The sequence below is a fragment of the Metapseudomonas boanensis genome, from assembly GCF_042232855.1.
Lineage (GTDB): Bacteria > Pseudomonadota > Gammaproteobacteria > Pseudomonadales > Pseudomonadaceae > Metapseudomonas > Metapseudomonas boanensis.
This window is the reverse complement of sequence record NZ_CP113889.1, coordinates 3,805,623-3,824,845: the sequence shown is the minus strand read 5'-3', so window position 1 is coordinate 3,824,845 and position 19,223 is coordinate 3,805,623. Positions and strand designations below refer to the sequence as shown.

Sequence of the window (19,223 nt, the reverse complement as noted above, 5' to 3'; positions counted from 1 at the left end):
CCAGGCTAGCCCATGGACCTGCAGATCGACGATTTCTACAAGGACTGCGCCGCCGGCCTGCTCCAGCTCTACCACGCGTTTCCACGACGTATTGCGTTGTACGTGGAGGACCTGATTGGCCCCGAGCAGCCGGACGAGTTCGGCCTACCGAGCAAACGGCACGAGAGCTGTCTCGCCGCTCTTCTCTGGCTCGCTGAAGAAGGCTACCTGCGTTACGACAGTACCCTTCACTTCGAAGCGCTGGACCAGGCCGTGCTGAGCGAAAAAGGCTTCCTGCGAATGTCCCGCGCAGTCCCGGATGATGCGCAATTGGATCAGCCACTCCCGCCCAGTTTGCTGCGCGTTCGCGCGAGCCTCGCCCAGCAACTTCGTGAGGCCCTGCGCGGCGCCGACGGCGAACGCCTGGCACGCCTGGCTAGGCTAATCTTCGAGGACAGGGCCAATCCCCAGGCCTCAAGCGACACAGTTTGAAATAGTCCCTGGTTGAATACGCCAGGGCTGCCCCTTATATACCCCGCAGTAACGAACGTTTTCCCCGTGAGGAGACTGATCCAACCATGATGCGCATCCTGTTGTTCCTGGCCACCAACCTTGCAGTGCTGGTAATCGCCAGCATCACGCTGAAACTGCTCGGGGTGGACCGCTTTACCGGCCAGAACTATGGCAGCTTGCTGGTCTTCTGCGCCGTGTTCGGTTTTGCCGGCTCGCTGGTATCGCTGTTCATCTCCAAGTGGATGGCGAAGATGAGCACCGGTACCGAGATCATCACTCAGCCGCGTACACGCCACGAGCAGTGGTTGCTGCAAACCGTCGAACAACTGTCCCGCGAGGCCGGAATCAAGATGCCGGAAGTCGGCATTTTCCCCGCCTACGAGGCCAACGCCTTTGCAACGGGCTGGAACAAGAACGACGCACTGGTGGCCGTGAGCCAGGGCCTGCTGGAGCGTTTTTCGCCCGATGAAGTACGCGCCGTGCTGGCCCACGAGATCGGCCACGTAGCCAACGGCGACATGGTGACGCTCGCATTGATCCAAGGCGTGGTGAACACCTTCGTCATGTTCTTCGCGCGGATCTTCGGCAACTTCGTCGACAAGGTCATCCTGAAGAATGAAGAGGGTCCGGGCATCGGTTACTTCATCGCGACCATCTTCGCCGAGCTGGTCCTTGGCATTCTGGCCAGCATCATCGTCATGTGGTTCTCGCGCCGTCGCGAGTTCAAAGCTGACGAAGCCGGCGCCAGCCTGGCCGGCACCAACGCCATGATCGGTGCCCTGCAGCGCCTGCGCGCCGAGCAAGGCGTCCCGGTCCAGATGCCCGACAGCCTGGCTGCCTTCGGCATCAACGGCGGCCTGAAGCACGGACTGGCCGGCCTGCTGATGAGCCATCCGCCGCTGGAAGAGCGCATCGAAGCCCTGCGCCGTCGCGGCTGAAACGACTCACACTGACTAAGGGCGGCCATGGCCGCCCTCTTTTTTGCCTGCAGCTTCTCCTGTAGCGGCAAATTCATTCGCCAAGTGACCCCAGGATCCGCCTCCCCTTACGCTGCCGCCACCCGACGCAGCCGGAACACCGGCTCGTGCAAGCTATCCAATCCACGCGACGCAAACTTCCAGTTCTTCTCCAACACATCGCAACGCTCCAGCAGCTCCAACTGCCAGCCACCGGCGAAGCGCTCGCGCACCTCTGCCTCCGGGACTGAGAACGGCGGCCCATCAAGGCGCGATTGCTGATAGTCGAGCGTCACCATCAAACCGCAACTGCCGGGTGCCAGCAGGCACGACAGATGCGCCACGTAGTCCTCGCGCATAGCCGGCGGCAAGGCGATCAGTGCGGCCCGGTCATACAATGCCTTGCAATCAGCTACCTGCTCAGGCGACACGGCGAAGAAATCACCCTGCAGGATCTCGACAGCGCCCGCGCTATAGCGCTGCAACGCACCCTCCTGGCGAACGTCCGGCTCCAGCCCTTGCTCGGCGAAGAAGTCCTCCACCGCTCGCTGTGCCAACTCCACGCCTAGAACCCGATATCCCTGCCCCGCCAGCCAGGCCATGTCCAGGGTCTTGCCGCAGAGCGGCACCAGCACCTGGCTACCCCGCGCCAAACCCAGGCTTGGCCAATAACGCTGCAGGTAGGGGTTGACCTCGCGCAGGTGGAACCCGATCTGGTCCTGCTCCCAGCGCGCGAGCCAGAATGCTTCGTCCATGACGCCTCCAACAATTCGATTGATAAGTTCAACAATTTATACTGGAAATCGATATATCCAGCCTTGATGATGCCGGCATCCTACCCGAGGAATTCCGAAATGCTACCCAGCCTGTTCATTTCCCACGGCTCGCCGATGCTTGCGCTGGAACCTGGCGCCAGTGGCCCTGCCTTGAAACAACTGACCGACGCGTTACCGAGGCCACGCGCCATTCTTGTGGTTTCCGCGCACTGGGAGAGCGATAGCCTGCTGCTCTCTGGTGCCGCCCAGCCCGCCACCTGGCATGATTTCCATGGCTTTCCGCAGGCCCTCTACGCCGTGCAGTATCCTGCACCCGGCGCCCCCGGGCTGGCTACAACCGTCGCTGCACAACTGAACCAGGCTGGCCTGCCGGCCTCAGTCGACCCCGAGCGCCCCTTCGACCACGGGACCTGGGTGCCCCTGTCGCTGATGTACCCGGACGCAGATATCCCGGTCGTACAGCTTTCGCTGCCAAGCCGGCTTGGCCCGGCATTCCTGACCCGCGTTGGCCGTGCACTGGCAACGCTGCGCGAGCAGGGCATCCTGCTGATCGGCTCGGGAAGTATCACCCACAATTTGGGCGAACTGGACTGGCGCGCCGGCCCTGACGTCATTAGTCCCTGGGCTCGCGAGTTTCGCGACTGGATGGTGGCCCATTTGAAGACCGATGACGAAGGTGCGCTCCACGACTATCGCAAACTCGCGCCACATGCCGTACGAAACCATCCCAGTGATGAACACCTGCTGCCGCTGTACTTCGCCCGCGGCGCAGGCAGCCGCTTCGAGGTGGTGCACAGCGGCTTCACCCTGGGGGCGCTGGGAATGGATATCTACCGGTTCGATTAGCCGCGCCACCTGCTTTCTGTGCATGGGGGCGAATTCGTTTCCTCCACGCACCACACATAAAAAAACCCCGCAATGCGGGGCTTTTTCATTTATCGCCAGGTGCTTCAGTCTTCGCGGTAGCGGCGCAGCTTCAGCTGCTTGCCGGCCACACGGGTGTCCTTCAGCTTGCCCAGCAGGCGGTCCAGGCCTTCTTCCGGCAGCTCGACCAGGCTGAAGGTCTCGCGGATCTGAATTCGGCCAATCGCTTCACGCGCAATGCCGCCCTCGTTTAGGATGGCGCCCAGCAGATTCTTCGCGGCAATACCGTCGCGCGTCCCCAAGGCAGTGCGGCAACGTACGCGACCTTCGGCCAGCGGAACCGGGGCGCGACGCTCGCGGTACTCGCCACGCTCACCGCGCTCACCGCGCTCGCCATCACGCTCGCGACGCTCGCGCGGCTGGGAGCTCGGCACCAGCGGCTGTTCGCGTTCGACATCCGCCAGATTCAGCGCCTGGCCATTGGTGGCCTTGCGCAGCAGCGCCGAGGCCAGGGCACGGGGGCTGCAGCCGATGTCGGCAATCAGGCGGTCCAGCAGTTCGCCATGGCTGGCTTCGGCTTCGGCCACTAGCGGAGTGAGGCTGGCAGTCAGCTTCTTGATGCGGGCGTCCAGCACTTGCTGGGCGTTGGGCAGGCGCACTTCGGCCACTTTCTGGCCGGTGACACGCTCAATCACCTGCAGCATGCGGCGCTCACGCGGAGTCACCAGCAGCAGTGCACGACCATCACGACCCGCACGGCCGGTACGACCGATACGGTGTACGTAGGACTCGGGGTCATACGGCATATCCACGTTGAATACGTGGGTGATGCGCGGTACGTCGATACCACGGGCGGCTACGTCCGTAGCGACCACGATGTCCAGACGACCGTCCTTGAGGGACTCGATCACGCGCTCACGCTGGTTCTGGGCGATGTCGCCGTTCAGCGCAGCAGCTTTGTAGCCTTTGGCTTCGAGGGCACTGGCCAGGTCCAGAGTGGCCTGCTTGGTGCGCACGAAAGCGATCAGCGCGTCGAACTCTTCGACTTCCAGCAAACGCAGAACGGCGCCGGTCTTCTGGTCGGCATGGACCATCAGGTGGGCTTGTTCGATACGAGCCACAGTCTGGGTTTTGGCGGCGATCTTGACGTGCTGCGGGTTACGCAGGTGACGTTCGGCGATCGAGCGGATCGACGGCGGCAGGGTAGCCGAGAACAGGACGCTCTGACGGCTCTCAGGAAGGGCCTCGAAGATCACTTCGAGGTCGTCCATGAAGCCGAGTTTGAGCATCTCGTCCGCCTCGTCGAGCACCAGCTGTTGCACGGTGGCAAGCAGCTTCTCGTCACGACGCAGGTGGTCGCAGAGACGACCGGGGGTTGCCACGATAACCTGGGCGCCTTGGCGCAGGGCCTTGAGTTGCGGGCCCATGGGTGCACCACCGTAGACAGCGACCACGCTCAGGCCGGGCATCTGCTTGGCGTAGGTTTCGAAGGCGGTTGCAACTTGCAGTGCGAGCTCGCGGGTCGGTGCCAGGATCAGCGCCTGCGGCTCTCGTTTGGCCGGATCGATGCGCGACAGGATCGGCAGCGCGAAGGCTGCAGTCTTGCCGGTACCGGTCTGGGCCTGGCCAATCATGTCGTGACCGGCGAGGATCACCGGAATCGACTGGGCCTGGATGGGGGACGGTTCTTCATAGCCAACCGCAGAGATTGCGGCGAGAACATTGGGATGAAGGCCGAGCGCGGCGAAGGTGCCGAGTTCCTGGGTCATGGGTCTGCCTCAATGTGCATCCGCAAAGACCCTTGTTCCATGGCTGCACATGCCGTGAAGGACCTTGTGGGTCACCCTGGCAGCCTGGTAGAGAATTTGCGAGTACGCTTTTTTAGGAATGGATGAATCGTCAAGGGTAGTCCGCGACGCGGACTTGCAGCCGAAGGCACAAGGCCTCGGATAAAACGCAGTTCCTGAACGGGGCCGTTTGCAGGCCGGCGCGCATCATACAGGAAAAACATTCTTGCCGTGCAGGTTTTTCTGTACCGCCTCTTTGCACCCCGTCGGACGGTCAACGCAATGGACAAGGAAATACTCGACGACTATACCCCTCGTGCGCCCCCGCCACTCGCATGAGGAAACCGCCATGCCTTCAAGCTCTGTCGGCCGCGTCAGCCGTAAAAAGCGCGGCCACATCATGCTCATCGGCCTTGATCGCGTGGCCAAGCGCAATGCCTTCGACCAAGCCATGCTGGACGACCTGGTTCTGGCCCTGGGTGAATATGAACGGGACGATGACGCGCGCTGCGCGCTGGTGTTCGCTCACGGTGACCACTTCACTGCTGGGCTGGACCTCGCCAATGTCGGCGAAACCTTCCGCACCGGGTGGCGGCTGCCGGCAGGCGCAATCGACGCCTGGGGCACCTTCGGCGGCCAGCGCCTGTCCAAGCCCCTGCTGGTGGCCGTGCAGGGCTACTGTTACACGATCGGCATCGAGCTGATGCTGGCGGCCGATATCAACCTGTGTGCTAGCAATACACGCTTTGCTCAACTGGAAGTACAGCGCGGCATCTTCCCCTTCGCGGGCGCCACACTGCGACTGCACCAAGTGGCTGGCTGGGGCAATGCCATGCGCTGGCTGCTGACCGGTGACGAGTTCGATGCCCACGAGGCCTATCGCCTGGGCCTGGTGCAAGAGGTGCTGGCCAGTGAAGACCTCCTGCCACGCGCCATCTGGCTGGCCGAGCGAGTGGCGGCGCAAGCGCCGCTGGGGATCAAGGCTACCCTGGCCTCGGCTCGACAGACTGTCAACGAAGGCGAAGAAGCCGCTGCGGCAGCGCTGGCACTTGTTGCACAACAGTTGTTGGACAGCGATGACGCCAAAGAAGGTCTGCGCGCCCTGCAGGAACAACGCGCCGGGCATTTCAAGGGCAGGTAGATTAACGCGACGGCCATACCGGCAGCTTTCTTGCGGGGCGAAGTCATTCGCCAAGCAGCCCGAAGGAATGCCTTTCAAGTCTGGGGGCTGCTGCACAGCCCTTTGCGAATGAGTCCGCACCCACAGTACAGTCCGCCAAGCCTCAGCTCGCCTCGCGCAGCACGTCCAGCAAGGGCTGCAGGGAGTAGCCCAGCCTTGGTGCCAGGGCTTCTGCCCTTGCATTCAGAGCCTCACGATCCAGTTGCTGATCAAGATCGGCAGGCACGATGAGGATGACGTTGCCTTCCTTCACCGGGCACTCCCAGTAATGCCGATGGAACAGTCCCCGTAGCAGGGCCGCGCCGAGGGGTTTGCCGTCATCTGCGGCCCATTGGTTGATCACCAGCCAGCCTCCGGGGCTGAGGCGTTTCTGGCAAGCACCGAGGAAATCCCAGGCCAGATGCCCTACCCCAGGCCCATGGTCGGTATAGAGATCAACGAAGATCAGGTCGGCCGGCTCAGCGCTGGGTAATAGTTGGAGGGCATCGCCGATTCGCACGTACAGGCGCGGATCATCCGTCAGGCCCATGTACTCCATGGCCAGGCGGGGCACGTCCGGGCGCAGCTCGATGACCTCGACGTCGTCGAGCGGCAGAAACTTGAGGCAGGCCTGAGTCAGGGTCCCGGCCCCCAGGCCGAGGAATAGCGCCGTCTCCGGCGCCTCGTGGCACAGCGCACCAATAAGCATCGCGCGGGTGTAGTCGTATTCGAGCCAGGTGGGATCAGCCGTGAACACACAACTCTGCTCCACGGCCTCGCCGAACTCGAGGACGCGATAATCGCCCACCTCGAATACCCGGATCACACCGAAATCATCGCGCACTTCCGCGAGCAGACGCTCCTCGGACATCACAATTCCATCCCACTCAAGGCCGGTGCCGCTAGCAAGCACCAGCGTGGCGCCATATCAGGCGCCAATTGCCATTGAAGCCAGAATCATCGCTGCCGGCTTAGTCCCGCCATCACCCAGTCAGCCACAGCTGCCTGAAGAAAGCTCGAATAGGATACCAGCGCCAAGGACATCTCCAGCAGGTATGCGCTCACCTAGGCCGCAGCGACGCTCGCAGCCCCACGTGCCCCAGGTCAATCGGTTAACATGGCGCATTCCCCGCAAGCAGCCGTATCGAGACCCTGATGAACAGCCAAGAGTGGAGCCCCGAGAGCTGGAGGGACAAACCCATCCAGCAGCAGCCCGAATACCCGGATGCCGACAAACTGGCGCATGTCGAGCAGACTCTGGCGAGCTACCCGCCGCTGGTATTCGCAGGTGAGGCGCGGGAGCTTCGCCGGCAGTTCGCCGAAGTCACCGAAGGCCGGGCCTTCCTGCTGCAAGGTGGCGACTGCGCGGAAAGCTTTGCCGAGTTCTCCGCTGCGAAGATTCGCGACACCTTCAAGGTGCTGCTGCAGATGGCGATTGTCATGACCTTCGCCGCCGGCTGCCCCGTGGTGAAAGTCGGGCGTATGGCCGGCCAGTTCGCCAAGCCGCGATCTTCGGGCAACGAGACCCAAGGGGACGTCACCCTGCCCGCCTACCGCGGCGATATCGTCAACGGTATCGGCTTCGACCCGGTCAGCCGGGTGCCCGATCCGGAGCGCCTGCTGCACGCCTATCACCAAGCCACGGCCACCCTCAACCTGCTGCGCGCCTTCGCCCAGGGTGGCTTCGCTGATGTGCACCAGGTTCACCAGTGGAACCTAGACTTCATCGCCAACTCGGCGCTGACCGAAAAGTACAGCCAGCTGGCCGACCGCATCGATGAAAGTCTGGCCTTCATGCGGGCTTGCGGTCTGGACAGCGCACCGCAACTACGTGAAGCGAGCTTCTTCACCGCCCACGAAGCCCTCCTGCTGAACTACGAACAGGCCTTCGTGCGCCGTGACAGCCTCACCGGCGGCTGGTACGACTGCTCCGCGCATATGCTGTGGATCGGCGACCGGACGCGCCAGCTGGACGGCGCTCATGTCGAGTTCCTGCGCGGCGTCGGCAACCCCATTGGGGTCAAGGTCGGTCCGAGCATGGACAGTGACGAGCTGATCCGCCTGATCGATATCCTCAACCCGGACAACGATCCCGGCCGCCTGAACCTGATCGTGCGCATGGGCGCCGAGAAGGTCGGCGAGCATCTGCCGCGACTGATCCGCACCGTCCAGCGCGAAGGTCGCAAGGTGCTCTGGAGCTCCGACCCGATGCACGGCAACACCATCAAGGCATCCAGCGGCTACAAGACTCGCGATTTCGCCAGCATCCTCGAAGAGGTCAAGCAGTTCTTCCAAGTGCACCAGGCCGAGGGCAGCCATGCCGGCGGCATCCACATTGAGATGACCGGGCAGAACGTCACCGAGTGCATCGGCGGCGCCCGTCCGATTACCGAAGACGGCCTCTCCGACCGTTACCACACCCATTGCGACCCGCGCTTGAACGCCGACCAGTCCCTGGAGCTGGCCTTCCTGATTGCCGAAACCCTGAAGCAGATTCGTCGCTGATGGACGCCTGTCGCAGCCCTTGCCCAAGGGCTGCACATTCAGTGTTTAACGAACGATCGCCAGCTCGATCGAGCCCTGCTCCGCATGCTCGTGAACCTGCAGCCCGGACTCGCTCAGCGCCCCCCTGCAAGGACCGCTTGGACGCCTTGCTGTCCAGAGTGATCCAGCTGTGATCTTCATCCATTGTGATGGGTGAACTCCAGGCTGGCGTTGAAGTGGAGTTGTTTGAAGCACTCCGGATCGCTGGTTTTCAGGCGACCACGGAGGAACTCGGCAAACAGGTGATGTAAGCAATACCACTGCCGCTCACGGCCCAGCGGCAGCAGGAACAGCTGCATGGATTTCGGTCGTTCCAACAGCTCCTGACCGTCCCGGTGGCCGGTCAAGGCGTTGGCCAGGTCACCGCTCAACTGGCTGGCATTCCCGAGGGCCAGCAGCACACCCTGCATCTCCGCGGAGAGTTGCTCGAAGGCGTTGGCGAGCAGGTATTGGCTGAGGGGTCTCCGACCGCTGCCGAGGCGATCCATCTGTTCAGCTGCATGGGGCTGGTGTCGGAGCCGGAGGCTGGCCTGCTGCCGACCAATCACCCACCCTTCGGTATGGCTATGCAAAGCGGTCAGTGCGGCACAATTGCCGGCCTATCCGCTCCAGGTACTCACGGGTCTGGTTGACGGACAGACGTAACTCGTCGCGACTGAACTCCAGAAGCCAGCCCTTGGCCCTCGAAGTGGCGGAGTTCAACGGCAGCAGCGAGCAGCTGCCAACAGCCAGCGAGAAATGCCGGGGGCCCGGCGACCGCAGTGCAAGCCCGCCCGACACGCTTCGGCCAGGGCCGCCAGGGCAGTGCTCTTGCCAAAACCGGCGGGAACGGAAAACAACAACAGCCGCGCATGGGGATGAGCGACCAAGGCAGCCTGGATCTGCAATCTCGGCAAATAGTCAGGAGCTGCCTGGGGGGAGTTATGAGTTTCGAATACTGAAGGCTACCTGCAACGGGGTTGAGGACTGCGTCCAAAGCCTGAATCCGTATGTCGCTATCGTTCTGGAACGAAGGTGGTTCTCCGTGGGGTTGGTACATAACTATCAGAATGCATTTGCCGCGCAAACTTGAGAAAAGGCTCTAGGATCAATACTGGAGGCAGACTAGAATCCGCTCTTGCGCCCAGCCTGCGTCCCTATATGCCTGACTGCCAACTTCACTACCTGCCCTACCACGAATCACCCTGCGAACGCTTTGCCCTGCTCCGTTCGGCACCTGGCGCCGTCTTGCTGGATGCCGGCCGTCCAGTGGCCTGCCGTGGACGCTATGACCTCTTCAGCGCCTGGCCATTGGCAGAGTTAGCGCCACTACCTGACGAATCGGCCAACGACTTCATTCAGCGCCTGCGCGAGGCCCTGGCCGGCCTTGGGGAGGCATCGCCACCCAATGGCGTCGAGCTACCGTTCGTCGGCGGACTGATCGGCTACCTGGCCTACGACTTCGGTCGTCGCCTTGAGCAGTTGCCTCAGCAGTCCCGCGACGACCTCCTGCTGCCCGATGCAGGCATCGGGCTGTATGCCTGGGCCTTGGTCACTGATCACCAGACACGCACCAGCCAGTTGGTATTCCACCCGAGCCTGGCCCAAGCCGAACGCCAGAGGTTGATCGCACTATTCAGCGAACCCTGCACCTCAGCGACTGGCCCATTCCGGTTGACGGCACCATTCGCCAGGAATCTGGCTGAAGCGCAATACAGGAATGCGATCGAGCGCGTGCAGGCCTATATCCAGGCAGGCGACTGCTACCAGGTGAACTTCACCCAGCGTTTCCAGGCGCCCTGCGAAGGGGACCCATGGACGGCCTACCAGGCCCTGCGTCAGGCATGCCCCACGCCATTCGCGGGCTACCAGGTCTTGTCTGGTGGTGGCGCCATCCTCAGCCTGTCACCAGAGCGCTTCCTCAAGGTCAGCCACGGCCAGGTGGAAACCCGGCCAATCAAAGGCACACGTCCTCGTGGACTCACGCCAGAGGAAGACCAGGCGCAAGCGGACGAGCTGCTGGCCAGCCGCAAGGACCGCGCCGAGAACCTGATGATCGTCGACCTGCTGCGCAACGATCTGGGTCGCAGTTGCGCCACGGGATCGGTTCGGGTTCCAGAACTCTTCGCCCTTGAGAGCTACCCCAACGTGCATCATCTGGTGAGCAGCGTCACCGGCCATCTAGCTCCCGGCAAGGACGCGCTGGATCTGATCGCTGGCAGCTTCCCGGGCGGCTCCATCACCGGCGCGCCAAAGATCCGGGCCATGCAGATCATTGATGAGCTGGAGCCGACGCGCCGCTCGATCTACTGCGGTTCCCTGCTCTATCTGGACGTACGTGGCGAGCTCGACAGTTCGATTGCCATTCGCACGGTCCTGGTCAAGGACGGCCAGGCCAGTTGCTGGGGCGGCGGCGGCATCGTTGCCGACTCCGATTGGCAGGCGGAATACCAGGAGTCCATCACCAAGGTGAAGGTCCTGCTGGAGACGCTGGAAGCACTGGAGGGCTGAGGGCCGCACCTGAGAGAGTGTTCCTGAGGACTGCACCCGCCTCCACCCCACACCTCCATGGTCAGTCCATGACAGAAATGAAAAAGCCCGCTTTGGCGGGCTTTTTCACAGACGGGCACTCAGAGGCTCAGCGAGCGGCTGGAGGCTTTGATGAACTCGCTCTTGAGGTCTTCGTAAGTGTGGACTGCCGGGAACTGCGGGAACTCGCGAATCACGTTCTCAGGGGCGTGGAACAGGATCCCGTTGTGCGCCTCGCTGAGCATGGTGGTGTCGTTGTACGAGTCACCCGCCGCAATGACACGGTAATAGAGGCTCTTGAAGGCGATCACGGATTGACGCTTGGGGTCCTTCTGGCGCAGCTGGTAACCCACCACGCGATCGGTCTCGTCGGTGATCAGGCGATGGCACAGCAACGTCGGAAAGCCGAGCTGGCGCATCAGCGGCTGCGAGAACTCGTAGAAAGTGTCGGAAAGAATCACCACCTGGAAGCGCTCACGCAGCCAATCCACGAACTCCACAGCGCCATCCAGAGGCTTGAGGGTCGCGATGACTTCCTGGATGTCAGACAGTTTCAGGCCATGCTCGTCGAGGATACGCAGGCGCTGCTTCATCAGCACGTCGTAGTCCGGGATATCCCGGGTGGTCGCCTTGAGCGCTTCGATTCCGGTTTTTTCCGCGAAAGCGATCCAGATTTCCGGAACGAGAACACCTTCAAGGTCGAGACAGGCGATTTCCACGAGCAATTCCCCGTTTGATTTTTGTGAGAAGGCGGCACTCTATCTGCTCACCCGGGCCGGCGCAACGCGGGCCTTATAGCCAAAGAACGCAGTAGTGCTTTCTGTTAGTTATTTAGGAGCATAAATCCTATTTGCTAACATGCCGACGATAGAGCGCCCCGCGCCATTACAACTAGGAAGCCAGCCTGATGAGCCAAACCTTCGATGTCGCCGAACTCGCGGCGGCCTATGCCAACAAGTCGCCCCAGGACATCCTGAAGCTCGCCTTCGAGTCTTTTGGCGATGACCTGTGGATCTCCTTCAGCGGCGCCGAGGACGTGGTCCTGGTGGACATGGCGTGGAAACTCAACAAGAACGTCAACGTCTTCAGCCTCGATACCGGCCGACTGCACCCTGAGACCTACCGTTTCATCGAACAGGTGCGCGAGCACTACGGCATCGCCATCGAGGTGGTATCACCCGATCCGCGCCTGCTGGAACCCTTCGTCAAGGAAAAGGGCCTGTTCAGCTTCTACAAGGATGGCCACGGCGAATGCTGCGGCATCCGCAAGATCGAACCGCTCAAGCGCAAGCTGTCGACGGTAAAGGCCTGGGCGACCGGACAACGTCGCGACCAGAGCCCGGGCACCCGCTCCCAAGTGGCCGCCTTGGAACTGGACGGTGCCTTCTCGACACCGGAAAAGCCGCTGTACAAGTTCAACCCTCTCGCGCAGATGAGCAGTGAGGAAGTCTGGGCCTACATCCGTATGCTGGAAATCCCCTACAACCCGCTGCATGAACGCGGCTTCATCAGCATCGGCTGCGAACCCTGCACCCGCCCCGTTCTGCCCAAACAGCACGAACGCGAAGGGCGCTGGTGGTGGGAAGAAGCCACGCAGAAGGAGTGCGGCCTGCACGCCGGCAACCTGATCAGCAAGGCCTGATCCGTGCGGATCACGCTGGTGAAAAAGGTCCTGGCCGACGGCCAGGATTGCCGCAAGTGCCGGGACGTGATGGAACGCTTGGAGCGCGGCGGTCATATGGGACGGATCGACCGCATCCTGGTGGCGGATGAGCGCGATCCTTCGAGTCCCGGCTGGATGGTCGCGCAACACTACGGCGTGGATACGGCACCATTTTTCGTGGTCCGCCATGACGACGGCCGCGAGCAGATCTACACGGTCTTCCTGGCCCTGGTGCGCGATGTCCTGCAACCACCTTCGCCCCCGGCTGCCGATGCGGAGCGTGAACAGTTCAAGCAGTTGGCCGGACGCGACGGACTGGACCTGCTCTGAACGAAAAGCTCGGCATCTGCCGTAATGCTGCTCACGTAGGCGATGTCCGTGTCAGCTGTTGAGGCGTCGACAATGGTGCTGAAGGCTCCGCAGGAGCGGGTGGGGACGCCGAGTTCTTGATAGCGCCAAACCCAAAAGCGCCGCTTTCCCGCTGGGGGCCAAGCGGCGTTTTTCTTATTTGAATGGCATTACGGCTTCTGCCGGGATTTTCAGGTGCTGGGGGGCGCCGTTCAGTAGGTCGGCAACTTCACATCGTGGAACAGCTCATCCAGCTCTGCCTTGTTGTGGCACTGGATGGCCTTGGCCTGCATTTCACGCGTCAAGTGGGGCGCGAACTTCTCGATGAAGTCACACATGAAGCCACGCAGGAAGGTGCCGCGGCGGAAACCGATCTTGGTCACGCTGGCTTCGAACAGTTCACTGGCATCCAGCACCACCAGGTCGCTATCCAGCTTGGCGTCTACCGCCATCTTGGCAACGATCCCAACTCCCAAGCCGAGGCGCACATAGGTCTTGATCACGTCGGCGTCGGCGGCGGTGAATACAACTTTTGGGGTCAGCCCGCGGTGGCTGAATGCTTCGTCTAGCTTCGAGCGCCCGGTAAAACCGAACACGTAGGTCACGATGGGGTACTCGGCCAGCGCCTCGAGCGTCAACTTCGGCAGCTTGGCCAGCGGGTGCCCCTGAGGCACGATGACACAACGATTCCAGCGATAGCAGGGCATCATCACCAAGTCACCGAACAGCTCCAGCGCCTCGGTGGCGATCGCAAAGTCGACCGTGCCGTCAGCCGCCATCTCGGCAATCTGCATGGGCGTACCCTGATGCATGTGCAGGGCGACGTCCGGATACTGCTTGATGAAATTGCCAATCACCGGCGGTAGCGCATAGCGCGCTTGGGTATGGGTGGTGGCGATGGACAGGGTGCCCTTCTTCTCATTGGAGAACTCCTGGGCGATCTGCTTGATGCTTTCGACCTTGCGCAGGATTTCTCCCGCCGTCGTGATGATGCGTTCCCCTGCCGGGGTCACACGGGTGAGATGCTTGCCACTGCGAGCAAACACCTCGACCCCGAGCTCATCCTCCAGCAGGCGAATCTGTTTGCTGATGCCCGGCTGCGAGGTGTAGAGACTTTGCGCAGTAGCGGACACGTTCAGGTCGTGGTGCGCCACTTCCCAGATGTAGCGCAGTTGCTGGAGCTTCATAAGCGATCCTCAAAACGAATGACGACGCAGGAGTTCAGCGGCGTTTATAACCATATTAATGGTTCGAAGAATAAAACTAGACGTTTTTTTCTGCTTTGCACACCATTCGTCCAAACGGCTTTCAGAACTCGCCTCGACCACGGTGCTGAAGCATCGGCACAAGGTAGACCGGCACTTCGGAAAGCTGCACGAGCCGCGCAGCAGTCCTCCCCAAGGGGGTATCAAGCGCCGCACCATGGCTGTGACTGCCAACGACCAGCAGATCGACCGAAAGCTTCTGCACTTCCTCCAGAATCACCTGCGGCGGGTCGCCCTGAACCACGCGAACCGCACGGATCAGGTCAAGATCCTGCAAGGCTTCCCCCATCTCATCGCGAAACCCTTCGAGCACACGCTGCTCGATACTCGACATGACGGTGCCCAAGCCCTTGGCACGGAGTTCTTTCAGGGTGTCGTCGTCAAGATAGGTCTGCAGGACGGACTCAGCGAACAAGCCAAGGGGCTCGACCGCGTGGACCACGTAGAGCTGGGCGTTGAAAGCCCTGGCCATATGAAGCGCATGTTGCAAAACATAAGGGGCGTAGAGACCGAGGTCCGTCGCATAGAGAATCGAGTGGATCATGAGGCCTCCTACTGCCTTTCTTGGCGGGCCTCAAAAGAGCTTAGTCAGAACTGCGGCTCGTTGCTCACGCCATGAGGAACATGCCCGGTAGCGACAACTTCACGGGCTTTTTCGCAATGTCCTGCCTGATCGTCGAAGAAAACGTCAGCACCGAATGTCTCGAGAATGGCCGCTTTCTCCAGACCACCAAGGAAGAAGGACTCATCCAGGCGGATGTCCCATTCGCGCAACGTGCGTATGACCCGCTCGTGGGCTGGGGCCGACCGGGCCGTCACCAAAGCTGTGCGAATGGGACAAGCCTCCGGCGGGAACTCCTGCTGGAGCCGATTGAGGGCAGCCAGGAAGGGTTTGAAAGGCCCACCATCCAGCGGTGCGCGGGCGGCATCGCGTTCATGAGCCTGAAACGCCTCCAGACCACCACGCTGATAGATACGTTCCGAATGATCGGAAAACAACACCGCATCTCCGTCGAATGCGATGCGAAGCTCGTTACTGGCTGCACGGCGTGGGCCACCCGATAGGATGGTCGCCGCGGCATAGCCACTTTGCAGGGCATTACGCACATCATCGGCATGGGTGGAGAGAAACAGGTGGCAACCAAAGGCCCTCAGGTAAGGCTCAGGGCTGCGCCCGCCGACAAACGCGGCCCGGGAAATTGCCAGCCCGTAGTGCTGGATCGAATTGAATGCGCGTAACCCGGTATCAGCGCTGTTGCGCGATACCAGGATGACCTCGACGCGGGGCTGTTCGAGCGCCTCATTGATCGCCAGCAGCTTCTGGACCAGAGGAAAGGCATCGCCGGGGGCAAGCACTTCCTCCTCATGGTCAATCTGATACTGGCGGTAGGCCGCTATGCCCTGCGATTCATAGATCGAGTGACTTTCATCGAGGTCGAACAGCGCCCGCGATGAGATTGCCAGCACCAGCTTGTCACCCAATCCCGCGCCCATAGGTTTTGCCCTCAGTCGTGGTTACGTGCGTCCAGGAAGCGTAGCGCCTGGTACAGCGCTCGCACCTGCGGCATCTCGAACCCGACGCCAGCCGCGGCAGCAAGCGGTGCCTCGTAGATGGCATGAAGCTCAAGAGGCCGATGCTGGATGAAATCGTGATACATGCTGGGCAGGTAGTCCGGCATCCGGTCCGTGCCCGCAAGCAACTTGGCTGCGAAGTTGTCAGGAACACGATGGCCGCATGCCGCAGCGCCATCTACGACCTCCTGCATCAGCGCCTGGATCAGCGCGCGGCTGTCAGGATTGGCCATCAGCGCGGTGGTCCCGGCATTCAACAAGACCGCCAAACCGTTGTATGGCACGTTCCAGACCAGCTTCTGCCAGCGCGCCTGCTCCAGACTGGCCACAGCGGACGAATCGATGCCGGCTGTGCGGAACAGCGAGGCGCCCTCCTCGACTAACGCCATACGCTCCTCATCACCTTGCGTCGGCCCGGAGTGATAGCCCAGATTGACCGCACCGAGCGACTGATGCTCGATCACACCAGGGGCTGAACGATGCGCACAAATGAAGCAAAGGCCGCCGAGCAGATGCAGTGAGTCCGGCAGCAGCGGGCGCAATTCGTCTTCGACTGCCAGGCCGTTCTGCAGCAACAGCACTTTGGCGCCGGGAGCCGCAGCATCGACGATAGCGGGCGCAAGGGCTGTATTGCTGGTGGTCTTGGCCCCCACCAGCAACCAATCACAAGGCGGCATGTCGGCCGCACTGCGATAGGCCTGCACCGGATGCAACACTTGCGCGCCATGCACAGCGCTGTTCAGTTGCAAGCCACGGGCGGAGACGGCGGGGAACTCGCTTCGCAGCAGAAAATGTACATCAAAGCCGGCACGCGCCAGCATCAAGCCATAAAAACCGCCGATAGCACCGGTACCAATGATGCCGATGCGCGGTTTACCTGTAGTCATCAAGGAAGCTCCTCTGCCGGTCGGGACAGCACCCGATCCAGCGCTTGAATTAAATCATCGCGGTACAGGCTCGACCGCAACGCGCCATGAAATTGGCCATCCCGCACCACAAACATCGCGGGCAGATGGAATACCTCATACCGCTGCACCAGGCCGCCACTTATCCCCGCGTCGATCCAGCACAAACGCTCGACAGGCAGTAACACACGCGGCAATTCGCGGCGCGCCCAGCGGCAGCTGGCGCACCCCACAGTGGTAAAGATCAACAAGGACGTTCCCGGAAGGTCAAGCAGGTGACGATCCGCATCCAGGTCACTCAGCTCCAGCTCGGTCACTATACTGATCTCAGCGATGCCAGATTCATGGCACCGGGGGTTTGCGAACATGCGTCAATTCCTGCGTCATCCCACCGATATGCCGGTAGAACTGGTCCGGAGCAAAAACGGCTCCCAACCTTTGCAGCGGCTGCACGATATCAGCTTCGGCGGGGTGGCATGCAACTCCACACGGGCATTCCGCCGGGGTACGGCCATTGAACTGCAGATCCCCCTGCTCGGGGATCACGCGCACCTGACGGGCATCGTGGCGTGGTGCCGAAAACAGTTGGAGGACTATCTGATCGGCATCAGCTTCATCAGCGAAGAGAGCTTTTTCCGCGCGCGCATGGTGGAGCAGGTCTGCCATATCGAGCATTACCGCAAGCAGCGAGAGGCCGAGGTGGGCCACCCCTTGCCCGTCGAGGCTGTCGCTCGCGAATGGGTTGATGCGCACGCGTCGGACTTCTTCCCCGTCTAGGCCCGGCAATTTCCGTGTCTGCGCTACCATTCACCATTGTGGAGCCTGCGTGGAAAGCGGTAAGGTTCCCCTCCCCGCCGCGTTCAAACAGCTGCGTTCCGCCACACGGGGATCGCTGGCGACCGGCACCCGTGACCTGACGACCCTGAACCGATGAAAAGCACGATGGCTGATTTACAGATCGACGACCTGAACGTTGCCTCCAATGACACTCTCATTACGCCGGAGCAGCTAAAACGCGAAATCCCCCTGACCGATGACGCCCTGAGCACGGTGGCCAACGGTCGCCAGGTGATCCGCAACATCCTGGACGGCAAGGACCATCGCCTGTTCGTCGTGGTGGGACCCTGCTCCATCCACGACATCAAGGCCGCTCACGAATATGCCGACCGCCTCAAAGGTTTGGCTGCCGAGCTCTCGGACACCCTGTTCCTGGTCATGCGCGTGTACTTCGAAAAGCCGCGTACCACCGTCGGCTGGAAGGGTCTGATCAACGACCCCTACCTGGATGACTCCTTCAAGATCCAGGACGGCCTGCACATCGGTCGCCAACTCCTGCGCGACCTCGCCGAAAAAGGTCTGCCCACCGCGACCGAGGCACTTGACCCGATCTCCCCGCAGTATCTGCAGGACCTGATCAGCTGGTCGGCTATTGGCGCACGCACCACCGAATCCCAGACTCACCGCGAAATGGCTTCCGGCCTGTCCTCTGCAGTCGGATTCAAGAACGGTACCGACGGCAGCCTGACCGTCGCCATCAACGCGCTGCAATCCGTATCCAGCCCACACCGTTTCCTGGGTATCAACCAGGAAGGTGGCGTCTCCATCGTCACCACCAAGGGCAACCCGTACGGCCATGTTGTGCTGCGCGGTGGCAACGGCAAGCCCAACTACGACTCCGTCAGCGTTGCCATCTGCGAGCAGGAGCTGACCAAGGCCGGCATTCGCCCAAACATCATGGTCGACTGCAGCCACGCCAATTCCAACAAGGACCCGGCACTGCAGCCGCTGGTCATGGATAACGTGGCCAACCAGATCCTCGAAGGCAACAACTCCATTGTCGGCCTAATGGTGGAAAGCCATCTGGGCTGGGGCAATCAGTCCATACCCAAAGATCTCGGTGAGCTCAAGTACGGCGTCTCCATTACCGATGCGTGCATCGATTGGGACACCACCGAGAAAGCCCTGCGCAGCATGCATGCAAAACTCAAGGATGTACTGCCCAAGCGTCAGCGCAGCTGAAACCGGTGTGAAAATGAAAACGCCGGGCAATGCCCGGCGTTTTCATTATGGCGCGATGCGCAGCTTAGATGTTGCGCTCTGCCTGGCGTTGGCGACGCTCAATGTAGCGCTCAACATAGGAGCAGGACGGAATCACGGTGTATCCATGATCCTCAGCGTACTCCAGGGCTGACTCGGTCAGGGCTGCCGCAATCCCGCGCCCACGCAGGACGTTGGGCACGAAGGTGCGATAGATGTCCAAAGTCTGCTTACCCAAGTCCATGTAGGCCAGGTATGCGCGATGACCATCCACGGTGGTCTCGAACTGGTGGCCAGCCTGGTCATGGTGAATGGACAATGCCTCGCTCATCGCAACTCCTCTAAGA

20 protein-coding genes and 1 pseudogene are annotated in these 19,223 nt (G+C 61.5%); 10 read left to right on the top strand and 11 right to left on the bottom strand.

From position 1 onward, the window contains the following. Positions 1-12: 12 nt before the first annotated feature. Both OXH74_RS17870 and htpX read left to right on the top strand, forming a co-directional pair. Positions 13-471, top strand: a complete 459-nt coding sequence (locus OXH74_RS17870; protein WP_375738167.1) for a hypothetical protein — start codon at positions 13-15, stop codon at positions 469-471. An 86-nt stretch (positions 472-557) separates the two neighbouring features. Further along, positions 558-1,430 carry a protease HtpX gene (gene htpX / locus OXH74_RS17865; RefSeq protein ID WP_215369577.1) on the top strand — a complete coding sequence of 291 codons (873 nt, stop codon included), beginning with the start codon at positions 558-560 and terminating at the stop codon, positions 1,428-1,430. 107 nt (positions 1,431-1,537) lie between these two features. Here the strand turns inward: htpX and OXH74_RS17860 are convergent, their stop codons facing one another. Beyond that, entirely contained in the window at positions 1,538-2,203 is a 666-nt protein-coding gene (locus OXH74_RS17860) for a thiopurine S-methyltransferase (RefSeq protein WP_375738166.1), read from the bottom strand. Between the two features lie 99 nt (positions 2,204-2,302). On the opposite strand from OXH74_RS17860, the gene OXH74_RS17855 reads away from it, so the two are divergent. Continuing rightward, positions 2,303-3,070, top strand: coding sequence for a DODA-type extradiol aromatic ring-opening family dioxygenase (locus OXH74_RS17855; protein ID WP_375738165.1), 768 nt, complete (start codon positions 2,303-2,305; stop codon positions 3,068-3,070). A 104-nt stretch (positions 3,071-3,174) separates the two neighbouring features. On the opposite strand, the pseudogene OXH74_RS17850 reads toward OXH74_RS17855, so the two are convergent. Further along, positions 3,175-4,906 (bottom strand): annotated as a pseudogene (locus OXH74_RS17850) (DEAD/DEAH box helicase). A gap of 318 nt (positions 4,907-5,224) precedes the next feature. Between OXH74_RS17850 and OXH74_RS17845 the strand changes: the two are divergent. Continuing rightward, positions 5,225-6,016, top strand: a complete 792-nt coding sequence (locus OXH74_RS17845; RefSeq protein ID WP_375738164.1) for a crotonase/enoyl-CoA hydratase family protein — start codon at positions 5,225-5,227, stop codon at positions 6,014-6,016. Between the two features lie 142 nt (positions 6,017-6,158). Here OXH74_RS17845 and OXH74_RS17840 read toward each other — a convergent pair whose 3' ends face one another. Next, positions 6,159-6,905 carry a spermidine synthase gene (locus OXH74_RS17840; RefSeq protein WP_375738163.1) on the bottom strand — a complete coding sequence of 249 codons (747 nt, stop codon included), beginning with the start codon at positions 6,903-6,905 and terminating at the stop codon, positions 6,159-6,161. A 284-nt stretch (positions 6,906-7,189) separates the two neighbouring features. On the opposite strand from OXH74_RS17840, the gene OXH74_RS17835 reads away from it, so the two are divergent. Continuing rightward, complete coding sequence (locus OXH74_RS17835) at positions 7,190-8,539, top strand: class II 3-deoxy-7-phosphoheptulonate synthase (protein ID WP_375738162.1); 1,350 nt, start codon at positions 7,190-7,192, stop codon at positions 8,537-8,539. Between the two features lie 176 nt (positions 8,540-8,715). Here OXH74_RS17835 and OXH74_RS17830 read toward each other — a convergent pair whose 3' ends face one another. Then, the gene (locus tag OXH74_RS17830; protein ID WP_375738161.1) at positions 8,716-9,066 is read right to left on the bottom strand and encodes a hypothetical protein; all 351 of its coding nucleotides are present in this window, start codon (positions 9,064-9,066) and stop codon (positions 8,716-8,718) included. 652 nt (positions 9,067-9,718) lie between these two features. On the opposite strand from OXH74_RS17830, the gene pabB reads away from it, so the two are divergent. Beyond that, a complete protein-coding gene (gene pabB / locus OXH74_RS17825) occupies positions 9,719-11,068 on the top strand; it encodes an aminodeoxychorismate synthase component I (protein ID WP_375738160.1) in 1,350 nt (449 codons plus the stop codon). 119 nt (positions 11,069-11,187) lie between these two features. Here pabB and thrH read toward each other — a convergent pair whose 3' ends face one another. Then, positions 11,188-11,805 (bottom strand): bifunctional phosphoserine phosphatase/homoserine phosphotransferase ThrH, encoded by a 618-nt coding sequence (thrH, locus tag OXH74_RS17820; protein WP_215369566.1) that lies wholly within the window; start codon positions 11,803-11,805, stop codon positions 11,188-11,190. Positions 11,806-11,993: 188 nt separating this feature from the next. Here thrH and OXH74_RS17815 point away from each other — a divergent pair, with 188 nt between their 5' ends. Both OXH74_RS17815 and OXH74_RS17810 read left to right on the top strand, forming a co-directional pair. Further along, positions 11,994-12,728 (top strand): phosphoadenylyl-sulfate reductase, encoded by a 735-nt coding sequence (locus OXH74_RS17815; RefSeq protein WP_375738159.1) that lies wholly within the window; start codon positions 11,994-11,996, stop codon positions 12,726-12,728. Positions 12,729-12,731: 3 nt separating this feature from the next. Next, positions 12,732-13,079, top strand: a complete 348-nt coding sequence (locus OXH74_RS17810; protein ID WP_375738158.1) for a hypothetical protein — start codon at positions 12,732-12,734, stop codon at positions 13,077-13,079. Positions 13,080-13,309: 230 nt separating this feature from the next. Here the strand turns inward: OXH74_RS17810 and cysB are convergent, their stop codons facing one another. The 5 genes from cysB to OXH74_RS17785 all read right to left on the bottom strand — a co-directional run bounded on the left by cysB (position 13,310) and on the right by OXH74_RS17785 (position 17,207). Beyond that, positions 13,310-14,284, bottom strand: a complete 975-nt coding sequence (cysB, locus tag OXH74_RS17805) for an HTH-type transcriptional regulator CysB (protein ID WP_375738157.1) — start codon at positions 14,282-14,284, stop codon at positions 13,310-13,312. 121 nt (positions 14,285-14,405) lie between these two features. After that, a complete protein-coding gene (locus OXH74_RS17800) occupies positions 14,406-14,906 on the bottom strand; it encodes a universal stress protein (RefSeq protein ID WP_215369558.1) in 501 nt (166 codons plus the stop codon). A gap of 44 nt (positions 14,907-14,950) precedes the next feature. Then, on the bottom strand, positions 14,951-15,856 hold the full coding sequence (locus OXH74_RS17795) for a 5'-nucleotidase (protein ID WP_215369555.1): 906 nt from the start codon (positions 15,854-15,856) through the stop codon (positions 14,951-14,953). 11 nt (positions 15,857-15,867) lie between these two features. Continuing rightward, on the bottom strand, positions 15,868-16,821 hold the full coding sequence (locus tag OXH74_RS17790; RefSeq protein WP_375738156.1) for a putative 2-dehydropantoate 2-reductase: 954 nt from the start codon (positions 16,819-16,821) through the stop codon (positions 15,868-15,870). Then, positions 16,821-17,207 (bottom strand): thioredoxin, encoded by a 387-nt coding sequence (locus OXH74_RS17785; RefSeq protein WP_375738155.1) that lies wholly within the window; start codon positions 17,205-17,207, stop codon positions 16,821-16,823. The genes OXH74_RS17790 and OXH74_RS17785 overlap by 1 nt, the downstream gene beginning before the upstream one ends. Here OXH74_RS17785 and OXH74_RS17780 point away from each other — a divergent pair. Together OXH74_RS17780 and OXH74_RS17775 are read left to right on the top strand one after the other, a co-directional pair. Further along, positions 17,206-17,616: a PilZ domain-containing protein gene (locus tag OXH74_RS17780; protein ID WP_375738154.1), complete on the top strand. Its 411-nt coding sequence runs from the start codon at positions 17,206-17,208 to the stop codon at positions 17,614-17,616. The two genes, OXH74_RS17785 and OXH74_RS17780, sit on opposite strands and share 2 nt — an antisense overlap. 165 nt (positions 17,617-17,781) lie before the next feature. Then, positions 17,782-18,858, top strand: a complete 1,077-nt coding sequence (locus OXH74_RS17775) for a 3-deoxy-7-phosphoheptulonate synthase (protein WP_375738153.1) — start codon at positions 17,782-17,784, stop codon at positions 18,856-18,858. Positions 18,859-18,922: 64 nt separating this feature from the next. Here the strand turns inward: OXH74_RS17775 and OXH74_RS17770 are convergent, their stop codons facing one another. Beyond that, positions 18,923-19,207, bottom strand: a complete 285-nt coding sequence (locus OXH74_RS17770; RefSeq protein WP_375738152.1) for a GNAT family N-acetyltransferase — start codon at positions 19,205-19,207, stop codon at positions 18,923-18,925. Positions 19,208-19,223 lie beyond the last annotated feature (16 nt).